The organism is Paraburkholderia megapolitana, from assembly GCF_007556815.1.
Taxonomy (GTDB): domain Bacteria; phylum Pseudomonadota; class Gammaproteobacteria; order Burkholderiales; family Burkholderiaceae; genus Paraburkholderia; species Paraburkholderia megapolitana.
Genome location: NZ_CP041743.1, coordinates 748,379 through 758,785, shown reverse-complemented (window position 1 = coordinate 758,785; position 10,407 = coordinate 748,379). Strand labels below are relative to the sequence as shown.

The 10,407-nt window shown below is 61.3% G+C and carries 9 protein-coding genes; 4 read left to right on the top strand and 5 right to left on the bottom strand.

Annotated elements, in window-relative coordinates:
- Positions 1-57: 57 nt before the first annotated feature.
- The gene (locus tag FNZ07_RS03250; protein WP_091008404.1) at positions 58-1,923 is read right to left on the bottom strand and encodes an ABC transporter ATP-binding protein; all 1,866 of its coding nucleotides are present in this window, start codon (positions 1,921-1,923) and stop codon (positions 58-60) included.
- A gap of 761 nt (positions 1,924-2,684) precedes the next feature.
- Here FNZ07_RS03250 and FNZ07_RS03245 point away from each other — a divergent pair.
- Positions 2,685-3,083 (top strand): hypothetical protein, encoded by a 399-nt coding sequence (locus tag FNZ07_RS03245; RefSeq protein ID WP_091008402.1) that lies wholly within the window; start codon positions 2,685-2,687, stop codon positions 3,081-3,083.
- Between the two features lie 97 nt (positions 3,084-3,180).
- Positions 3,181-5,496: an outer membrane protein assembly factor BamA gene (gene bamA, locus FNZ07_RS03240; RefSeq protein WP_091008399.1), complete on the top strand. Its 2,316-nt coding sequence runs from the start codon at positions 3,181-3,183 to the stop codon at positions 5,494-5,496.
- On the opposite strand, the gene FNZ07_RS03235 is transcribed toward bamA, so the two are convergent.
- The 3 genes from FNZ07_RS03235 to FNZ07_RS03225 form a co-directional block, all read right to left on the bottom strand.
- On the bottom strand, positions 5,497-5,928 hold the full coding sequence (locus tag FNZ07_RS03235; RefSeq protein WP_091008396.1) for a nuclear transport factor 2 family protein: 432 nt from the start codon (positions 5,926-5,928) through the stop codon (positions 5,497-5,499).
- Between the two features lie 129 nt (positions 5,929-6,057).
- Positions 6,058-6,735: a GntR family transcriptional regulator gene (locus FNZ07_RS03230; protein ID WP_143098022.1), complete on the bottom strand. Its 678-nt coding sequence runs from the start codon at positions 6,733-6,735 to the stop codon at positions 6,058-6,060.
- A gap of 26 nt (positions 6,736-6,761) precedes the next feature.
- Positions 6,762-7,790, bottom strand: coding sequence for an asparaginase (locus FNZ07_RS03225; protein ID WP_091008387.1), 1,029 nt, complete (start codon positions 7,788-7,790; stop codon positions 6,762-6,764).
- A 122-nt stretch (positions 7,791-7,912) separates the two neighbouring features.
- Here FNZ07_RS03225 and FNZ07_RS03220 point away from each other — a divergent pair, with 122 nt between their 5' ends.
- Positions 7,913-9,247 carry an MFS transporter gene (locus tag FNZ07_RS03220; protein ID WP_091008384.1) on the top strand — a complete coding sequence of 445 codons (1,335 nt, stop codon included), beginning with the start codon at positions 7,913-7,915 and terminating at the stop codon, positions 9,245-9,247.
- A gap of 27 nt (positions 9,248-9,274) precedes the next feature.
- Here FNZ07_RS03220 and FNZ07_RS03215 read toward each other — a convergent pair whose 3' ends face one another.
- The gene (locus FNZ07_RS03215) at positions 9,275-9,697 is read right to left on the bottom strand and encodes a thiol-disulfide oxidoreductase DCC family protein (protein ID WP_091008382.1); all 423 of its coding nucleotides are present in this window, start codon (positions 9,695-9,697) and stop codon (positions 9,275-9,277) included.
- A 111-nt stretch (positions 9,698-9,808) separates the two neighbouring features.
- Between FNZ07_RS03215 and FNZ07_RS03210 the strand changes: the two genes are divergently transcribed.
- The gene (locus FNZ07_RS03210) at positions 9,809-10,339 is read left to right on the top strand and encodes a GbsR/MarR family transcriptional regulator (RefSeq protein ID WP_091008380.1); all 531 of its coding nucleotides are present in this window, start codon (positions 9,809-9,811) and stop codon (positions 10,337-10,339) included.
- Positions 10,340-10,407: the final 68 nt, after the last annotated feature.

Sequence of the window (10,407 nt, the reverse complement as noted above, 5' to 3'; positions counted from 1 at the left end):
GGGGCGGCGCATTTGCATGCGTCGCCCCTGCTTTTTTGCTGCAAGCTTGTGCTGTGCTTACTCTCCGGTCAGCAGATCCGCTTCTCGCGTGGCGCGTTTCGGCGCCGACACGTCGGCTCCATCGACAAGACCTTTCGTCAGCTCCAGCGCCTGGCGTTCGAAGAGCCGCCGGTACAGGCCGTTCTCGATGCGGATCAGTCTGTCGTGGCTGCCTTCCTCGATAATCCGGCCGCGATCCATCACGAGCAGCCGGTCCAGCGCGCGTACCGTGGACAGCCGGTGCGCCACGACCAGCGTGGTGCGGCCCACCATCAGCCGTTCCATCGCCTGCTGGATCAACACCTCGCTTTCGCTGTCGAGGCTCGACGTTGCTTCGTCGAGAATCAGCACCGGCGCATCCGCGAGGAACGCCCGCGCGATCGCGACCCGCTGACGCTCGCCGCCCGACAGCTTGACGCCGCGCTCTCCGACCAGCGTGTCATAGCCCTGCGGCAGTGCGGCGATGAACTCGTGCGCGCTCGCCTGGCGGGCGGCCCGCTCGATCTCCGCCTGGCTCGCGCCCGGCCGTGCATACGCGATGTTCTCCGCCAGCGACCGGTGGAACAGCACCGGTTCCTGCTGGACGATCGCCAGTTGCGCACGCAACGAAGCCTGCTGCACGTCGGCGATGTTCTGCCCATCGATCGTGATGCGGCCTTCGTCGATGTCGTACAGCCGCTGGATCAGCTTGATGAACGTCGTCTTGCCGGAGCCCGAGTGGCCGACCAGCCCGATGCGCTCGCCCGGCGCGACGCGCACCGAGAAATCGGCATAGAGCGGCGTCGCTTGCGCGCCGTAGCGGAACGTGACGTGCTCGAAGCGGATCTCGCCCTTGTCGATCGCAATCTTGCGCGCGCCGGGTTTGTCTTCGATACCGAGCGGTTCGCGTTCGAGCGACACGAGTTCTTCCATGTCGTTGACCGAGCGCTGCAGGTTGCGTACGTGCATGCCGACTTCGCGCAGATAGCCTTGCAGCATGAAGAACATCGTCAGCGCAAACGTGATGTCGCCGACGCTCGCCTTGTCTTTGGCCCACAGCATTAGCGCCGCGCCGAGCATTGCTGCCTGCATCAGCACCAGCATGGCGCCCTGTACACCGCCGTTGAGCGTGCCGCGAATCCACGTACGCCGCGTGCGCTTGTTCCACTTGGCGATCACACGGGCGAGGCGCGTTTCCTCGCGGGTTTCCGCGCCGAACGCCTTGACCACCGCGTTGCAGCTCACCGCATCGGCCAGTGCGCCGCCCATGCGCGTGTCCCACGCGTTGCCGAGGCGGGCAGCCGGCGCGACAAAGCCGACCGACAGGGTGACCGTCACCGCGATATACAGCACGGAGCCGAGACCCACGACGACGCCCATCACCGGCCAGTGCACGCCCAGCAACACGGTTGCGCCGACCAGCATAACCACCGACGGCAGCAGCGCCACCAGCAGCGTGTCGTTCAGCAGATCGAGTGCCCACATGCCGCGCGTGATCTTGCGCACGGTCGAACCGGCGAAGCTGTTGGCGTGCCAGTCGGTGGAGAAGCGCTGCACGCGATGAAACGCGTTGGCGGCAATCTCGCTCATCATCCTCAGCGTCAACGCGATGATGTTCTGGAAGGTGAACTGACGCAGCACGGTGCCGGCCACACCGAGCACGACCAGTGTGGTGAACGCCGAGATCGCGGCCTGCCACGCGAGCGCCTTGCTCGATACGCCGCTGGCCAGCGCGTCGACGAGCCGCCCGGCGAAGAGCGGCGTCAGTACGTCGGCGATCGCCGCCAGCAGCGCGAGCCCGGCAACGGCGGCGATGCGCGCGGGCTGTCTGCGCCAGTGAAGGAAAGTGAAACCCAGGACGTTCTTGAACGCCTGTCCACCAAGATCGAGTTTTTTGTTAGTCATGTTCCATAGCCGATGACGCGGTGCGCCAGGAGGGCTATCCCATCAAGAGAAATAGAAACCGACAGTCGAAACAGACCAGGCTTTGCTGGTGAAACGGAAAACAGACTGTCTGGAAGTAGCGTGGGCGGTGTGTCGCCCAGGCGGACGACGACCTAAAGGTGTCGCGCAGGCACGTTTGGGTGAGCGCTAGACATAATTTGCATTTGACGCCTCCCTAAAACGTTGAGATGAAGTGATTGAAGCCGGAAAGTGGTGCGGAAAAAACAAAGTGGACTGGCGCCCACGTAAGGATTCTATCAGGGGCCTGACGAATCTGCCAGCGTCGTTCTGTTCGCGATGTTGTCGCGCCGATACACGAATTCAGTGTCCGATCATTCGACGCAGCAGAAACGTCCCTTCGTACTGTCGTGTTCACGACACACCATCACCGCCGAAAAAACGCACGAATCGAGGCACGAACGTTCGCTGCGCACAGCAGATTCGCAATGATCGTTGTTCATCCGTCGCGCAGATTGCGCAGGTTCTTACCAGTTGTTTCCTGCAACTACTCGACGGATTCACGACGAAACATTAGCCACCGGACATCTACGCCCTGTGCGTCCTGTTCATGACGATGGCCTCGGTAAGGCACCGTAACGAACCGTCGATGCAGCGATGAAAACCTCACCGGGTTGAAAGAAAAAATCAGTAATCCGTAGGTAAACATCGACACGCTGCGATTGCCTACATTCGCATTTCGGCATCGAACCCGGAGTGTCCTCATGTCATCGCAAGTCGCACTCGCCATCGACTCCCTCAACGGTTTCGAAATTACCGCAGACGGTCAGTACCTGATGTTGAGGAGCAACCAGCCCGATTGCATCGCACTGCATTGCTCGGTCATGCATGAACTGCTGGCCGCGCTGGCCAATGCGATTGCGCGCTCCGAGCGGATTCGTCAGCACCAGCAGAGCCTGAAGTTCGCGATGCCCTGCGAAGCATGGCAGGTGGCCGGCGATGTGCGCAGCGACCGGCATCTGGTGCTGTCGTTCCGTTTGCCCGGCGGTGCCGAACTGTCGTTTCGCATGCATCGCACGCAGGCCGCACATATGACTGAAGTACTGGCGATGACCACTGGGCTGAGTCAGCCACGAAAACCTGCCGGCGTCCGGATGCAGTAGCGATGCGCACCGTCGTGCAAGCGCGGCGTGAGCCGCAGTGCCCACGGGGACGTCCTTCGTCTTCGTGTTTGCGTCGTAACCTCCTCCACACTCCTGCATGACGTTTGAGAAATTTTCGGCGCGCTGCGCCTCGGCATTGACCTTGATCGGCGTGAGTACGCTCGCGCTGCCGGCTTACGCCATCGAGCCGTTCGTCGTTCGCGACATCCGTATCGAAGGGCTGCATCGACTCGAAGCAGGGACCGTGTTCTCGTACCTGCCGATCAAGCAGGGCGACACATTCAACGACGACAAGGCTTCCGAAGCGATCCGCGCGCTCTACACGACGGGCTTCTTCAACGACGTCAAGATCGAGGCGGACGGCGACGTCGTAGTCGTGCAGGTGCAGGAACGTCCTGCGATCGGCACGATCGACTTCTCCGGCATCCACGAATTCGACAAGGACAACCTGACCAAGGCGCTGCACTCGGTCGGCCTGTCGCAGGGCCGGTATTACGACAAGGCGCTCGTCGACAAGGCCGAGCAGGAACTGAAGCGCCAGTATCTGACGCGCGGTTACTACGCTGCCGAAGTCACGACCACGGTCACACCGATCGACCGCAACCGTGTGGGGCTGTTGTTCTCGGTGATCGAAGGACCGAACGCGAAGATTCGCCAGGTCAACTTTATCGGCAACAAGGTGTTCAGCGAGGACACGCTGCGTGACGAGATGCAGTTGTCCACGCCGAACTGGTTCTCGTGGTACACGAAGAACGATCTGTACTCGAAGGAAAAGCTCACTGGCGACCTTGAAAACGTTCGCTCGTACTACCTGAATCGCGGCTATCTCGAGTTCAACATCGACTCGACGCAGGTGTCTCTCTCGCCGGACAAGAAGGACATGTACCTGACGGTGACGCTGCACGAAGGCGAGCCGTATACGATTTCGAGCATCAAGCTGGGCGGCAACCTGCTGGACCGCGAGGCGGAACTCACGAAGCTGATCAAGATCAAGCCGGGCGAGCGGTTTTCGGCGGACAAGCTGAAGGCTGTAACGAAGACGATCGTCGACAAGCTGGGCGAGTACGGTTATGCGTTCGCCACGGTGAACGCGGTACCCGATATCGACCAGGAGCATCACAAGGTCGCGCTGATACTGCAAGTCGATCCGAGCAAGCGAGTGTATGTGCGGCGCGTGAATATCGAAGGCAATACGCGCACGCGCGACGAGGTCATCCGCCGCGAGATGCGCCAGTTCGAGAGTGCGTGGTTCGATTCGGGGCGGCTTGCGCTGTCGAAGGACCGGATCAACCGTCTCGGCTACTTTACCGACGTGGATGTGACGACAGTACCGGTGGAAGGCTCGACCGACCAGGTCGATGTGGACGTGAAGGTCACCGAGAAGCCGACCGGCTCGATCACGCTCGGGCTCGGCTACGGGTCCGGCGAAGGGCCGATCATTTCTGCGGGCGTCACGCAGGACAACGTGTTCGGCTCGGGCACGACGCTTTCGCTCAACGTGAACACATCGTCGACCGGTCGCACGCTGAGCGTCACGCAGGTCGACCCGTACTTCACGATAGACGGCATCAAGCGCATTACCGACGTCTATTACCGTACTACCTATCCGCTCTATTACTCGAACGTCAGCGACACGAGCTTTCGCATCGTGACGCTGGGCGGCGACCTGAAGTTCGGCGTACCGTTCTCGGAATCCGACACGGTGTACTTCGGGACGGGGCTCGAGCAGAACCGGCTGGACGTCGATTCGAGTACACCGCAAAGCTATATCGACTACGTGAACAGTTTCGGCCGCGTGTCGAACAACGTGCCGATCACCGTCGGCTGGTCGCGCGATAACCGCGATAGTGCGCTGGTACCGAGCAGGGGCTACTTCACGCAGTTCAACGCGGAATACGGCACACCGATCGCCACCACCAAGTACTACAAGACGGACCTGCAGTCGCAGTATTACTACTCGTTTTCGCGTGGCTTCGTGCTGGGGCTCAATTTCCAGGGCGGTTACGGCAACGGCCTCAGCGGCGAACCGTTCCCCATCTTCAAGAATTACTTTGCGGGTGGGATCGGTTCGGTGCGCGGCTACGAGCCAGGCTCGCTGGGTCCGCGCGATGCCACGACCGGCGACCCGATCGGCGGTTCGAAGATGGTGGTCGCCAACGTTGAACTGACCTTCCCGCTGCCGGGCACCGGCTACGACCGTACGTTGCGCGTGTTCACGTTCACGGATGCCGGCAATGTCTGGGGTACCGAAGGCAACAGCGTGGGCGCAAACGGCTTGCGTTACAGCTATGGCGTGGGTCTCGAATGGATTTCGCCGATCGGTCCGCTCAAGCTGGACTTCGCTCTGCCGATCGTGAAGCACGCCGGCGACCAGTACCAGAAGTTCCAGTTTCAGATCGGGACTTCTTTCTAGTTATACGTGCAACCGATCCATCGCGGCGACGAGCGACTTGAAACCGACCCATCCCCAGTAGACGCGGTGATGGGTAATCAACCCGTCTGCCACGTCCATCACTTCGACGAGATCGACCTGATCGCCGTGCGGTGTATCGCGTGGATATTCCCACGTGACGCGTGTGTCGTTCGAGAAGAACGTGTCGGTTCGGAACCACCGGCCGAGGTCGCCCGACAGCTTGCGTAAGCCCGCTTCGAAAAATGCATGGATCGCCGGCTTGCCTCGCAGGATGCCTTCGTTATGGTTCGGCAGAGTGACCAGGATCAGCGGTGTTTCGAGTATCGCGTGGTCGGCGTATAACGCGATCAGACCTTCGAGGTCGCGTGTCACCACCGTCTGGTGCCACTGTTCGTAAATACGGCGGATTGCTGCGTCGGTATGGGCAGGCACAGGAAGTTCTCCATGGGTTCATGGTTGAACTCCTAGTGTGGAGTAGCGGAGCGGCCGGATGTTTCGATGCGTATCGAAGGGTGGGTTGTGCGGGCGCCTGGCCGCGTCGGGTCGATTTCGCGAGGACGGCTATGCGCCGCCGCCGTCCACAACTTCGGCGCTGTCGATCGCCCGCACGATTGTTTCGAGCGTGTCGTTCAGATGAAGGATGGTCTGGGCTTTGGCCACTTCGGCGTCGCGCTTTTTGTACTGGGCCAGGATGTCCTCGTGCTCGGCGTTGCTGTGCGCGATGTGCTCCGGGCTCATATAGAGCGACAGCGTGATATAGGGGGCCGCCGCGTCGCGCAGTGCCTTGACGAGGTGGGCCAACCTGCTGTGCGCCTGGGACGCCCAGAGCGCCGCGTGAAACTCCAGATTCAACTCGGTCCAGCGCGTGACGTCCTGCGTCTGCAGCATCTCTTCGTGGAGCGCCTCGGCCTGTGCGATATCTTCCGCGGTAATGCTCTGCATCGCTTCGTCGACCATCATCGACTCCAGCACCTTCCTGAGCCGGTAGATTTCCTGCACGTCGTCGAGCGTCAGTCCGCGCACCACCGCGCCCCGGTGCGCGTCGAAAAACACCAGCCCCTCCGAGATCAACGTACGCAATGCCTCTCGTACCGGCGTCGTACTCATCTCCAGGCGCTTCGCCAGGTCGTCCTGACGCAGACGCTCGCCCGCCGTCATCCGGCCTTGCAGGATGTCTGCGCGCAAGGTCTGCACCGCAAACTGATACGCGGTGAGCCGGCGTGACGGCGCGGCATGCACTCTGGGCGGGGCGTTCGACGGAGTTTTCAAGGCTGTGGCTGTGGGTTGATGGACGAGTGGCGAGGCAGTGTACTCCACCTCGCGAACGCCTCCGGGATCTGCTCGCGCGGTGTCTGGGCAGCCAGCAGTGCGCCCAGCAGCAGCCGTGCCTTCAACGGATGGAGCCACTTCGCGAGGATGGCGCCGCGTCGCGCCAGATCGACTTCGGAGCCTGCGAAACCATAGGTCCGGGATGCAGTGGCGCCGGAGCCGGTGCGACTCGCGATTACCACCGGCACCGTTTTCGCCACGCGCTCGATCTGCTCGGCGAAGCCGAAGGACACGTGCCCGGCGCCAAACGCGGAAACCACGATGGCTTCATAGCCGAGATCGAGTGCGGCCGAGGCTAGATCGCCGTCGTCACCGAGCATTGCAGGAATGATCGCCACTTTCGGAAACGTTCGCGTGGGTGAAGGGGCCAACAGCCTGTGGCCCTGCGCATGAAAATACTCAGGCCGACCTTCGACGACACGTCCCGCCGGCCCGCCGTCTGGCGACACGAAGGTCTGGACCGCCAGGGAATCCGATTTGCAGACCCACCGCGCCCTGTGCACGGTGTCGTTCATGACCACCAGCACGCCGCGCCCACGGCTTTCGTCATCCATTGCTACCTGTACGGCGGCCAGCAGATTGGCCGGCCCATCGGCCCCCGCCGACAGCGGCGTGCGCATCGCGCCTGTAATGACCAGCGGCTCGGGGTGTCGCCAGTACAGATCGAGAAAAAACGCGGTCTCTTCGATGGTGTCGGTGCCTTGCGTCAGGACGACGCCCCGCGCGCCTCCAGCGATCTTCTCCGCAGCCCACGCGAGGCATGCCAGCAGCTGTTCGGTGCCTAGCGAAGCGCTCGGCAGCTGGGAAAGCGACTCCGTGGAGAGTTCGGCGAGCGCGCCCAGCCCTGGCACGGCTGCAACCAGTTGGGCAGCGTCCAGCCTGGGGACGACGCCGCCGGCGGCATCCGATGGCGTCATGCTGATAGTGCCCCCGAGGGAGGCGATCGCAACCAGTGGGCGCGTCATATGGTTTTCCCGTAGCGTTAAAGTATACATTGTGCATTATATATAGTGCATATACAGTAGGCAAACCCATTGCCGGTTCCTTCAATCCGCTCAACACGCTTAAGTCGTTACGGAGTCGCTTCATGCATGTCCCGCCGCCAAGTCGATATCGCTTCACGATCTTCTTCCTGATCGTCGTCATTGCTCTGATCAACTACATCGACCGCGGCGCGATCGCGTATGCGGCCGGGCAGATCATCGGTGAGTACGGTTTCGATCGCGCCGGCTGGGGTGCGGTGATGGGCTATTTCGGCTACGGCTATATGTTCGGTGCGCTGATTGGCGGCGCGCTGGCGGACCGGCTCGGCGCGAAGCGGGTCTGGATGATCGCTGGCATAGCGTGGTCGTTGTTTGCCATCTGCATGGTCTGGGCCGGCGACATCGGCCTCGCGGTTTTTGGCGGCTCGGCGTTGAGTGGATTCGCGCTGGTGCGCATCTTCTTCGGTTTCTCCGAAGGGCCGGCCTACTCGATCATCAACAAGACCATGTCAGCGTGGGCAGCGCCGTCGGAGCGCGGGTTCGCGGTGTCGATCGGCCTGTTGAGCACGCCGCTGGGTGCGTTGCTCACGGCTCCGGTGGCCGTCGGACTGATCCTGCTGACCGGTAGCTGGCGCACCATGTACGTGGTGCTCGGTGTGCTGGGCCTTGTGCTGATCGCCCTGTTTTCGCGCGTGTATGCCAATCGTCCCGAAGATCATCCGAAGGTCAATGCCGCGGAACTCGCGCTGATCCGGGCCGAACGCGACGCAGCGCCGAATGCGGCAAGCGCGAATGCGACGTTGCCGTGGTGGGCGTTCTTCAAAAGCCGGACGCTGATGTTCAACGCGATCGGATACTTCGCGTTTATTTACGTCAACTTCATGTTGCTGACGTGGACCCCGAAGTACCTGCATGACGAGTTCAACTTCACGCTCTCGTCGCTCTGGTATGTCGGGATGATTCCGTGGGTGGGTGCGTGCTTCACGGTATTGCTGGGCGGCCGCATCTCCGACTGGCTGCTCAAGCGCACGGGCAAGCTCGTTATTGCGAGAAGCTGGTTTGCGGCGGGCTCGCTGCTGCTGACAACGCTGTGCTTCCTGGCGGTGTCACAGGCGCATAGCGTGTGGGCCGTCATTGCGCTGATGACCTTGGGCAATGCCTTGAACGCGCTGCCGAACTCCGTCTACTGGGCCGTGGTGATCGACACCGCACCTTCGCGCGTCGGCACCTTCAGCGGCATCATGCATTTCATCGCCAACATTGCAGCGGTGCTGGCTCCTACGCTCGCAGGCATCCTGTCGGCGCGCTATGGTTACTCGTCGATGTTTATCGCCACATCGGTTGCCACCGCGGTGGGCGTGTTTGCCATGCTGCAGGTTCGTCCCGGTGAAGGCCCTCGCGTGCAAGGCGATGCGGATGCTGTCGCAACTGCGAAATGATCCGGTGTCACGCTACGGCGCTGCCGCTCATTTGAAAAACGGATTAGTGTCGAGACGACAGCTCGTGCCGTCGCAGACGGTAGCGGACGTATAGCCGAGCCACCGGGAGATGCGCCGCCTGTTGCGCGCGAACAGGCGATACAACAGCTTGCAGAGCTGTCTCGTCACGACAATGCGCAACGGCAGCACGATCCAGCCGCGACCGACCAGCGTGTAAGCCGCGATCATGCTGTCGATGCCGATCAGGCACGCGCCTGTGTCCGTCCAGCTATACAACTCGCGATTCAGTTCGGCGAGATCGACGCCGCATGTGGCGGCGTCGAAATCCTCTTGCGCAATGTCGACGAAACCGAGCCGCCCCGCATGGTCCCAGCTTCTTAGTCGCCGCATTTCCGCGACGCAAAACGGACAGTTGCCATCGAAGTAGAGTGTGAGTCTTGGCGCTTGCATGATCTCGATCCCCGGGTCTTGTCGTTGCAATCATTAGATGCCTCGCAATCGCAGCCAGTCAACAGAAATTTCTGTATTGACAGAAATATAAGAAAACCATAAACTTCGACCATGGAACTCACACCGATCGCTGAACGATTCATCCTGCACTGGGGCGAAATGGGCTCCCGGTGGGGCGTCAACCGTACCGTCGCGCAGATTCATGCGCTGCTGTATCTGCTTGGGCGTCCCGTCGCTGCGGATGAAATTGCTGACACGCTGGGCGTTGCTCGCTCCAACGTGAGCACGAGCCTGAAAGAGTTGCAGGGGTGGCGCCTCGCGCGTGTCGTGCACGTCATGGGCGACCGGCGTGACCACTTCGAAACCTCCACCGATGTCTGGGAACTGTTCAAACTGATCGTCGAAGGACGCCGTCAGCGCGAACTCGACCCGACGCTGAGCATGTTGCGCGAAAGTCTGTTGAGCACGGACATGAGCAAAGAGGAGAGGGAAACGGAGCAACGCATTCGCGACACGCTTGTGTTCCTCGAAACCTTGACGACGTGGTCCGACGAAATGCTACGTCTGAAACCCGAAACGTTGATGCGGACGCTGGGCGTGGGAGCGAAGATCAGTCAAACGATGCGACGGAAGAAACCGTAAATCGGACGAAGCGGGCGATGCCCGCTTTTTTTTGAGCCGGTTGTTTCTGTTTATACAGAAATTGCTGT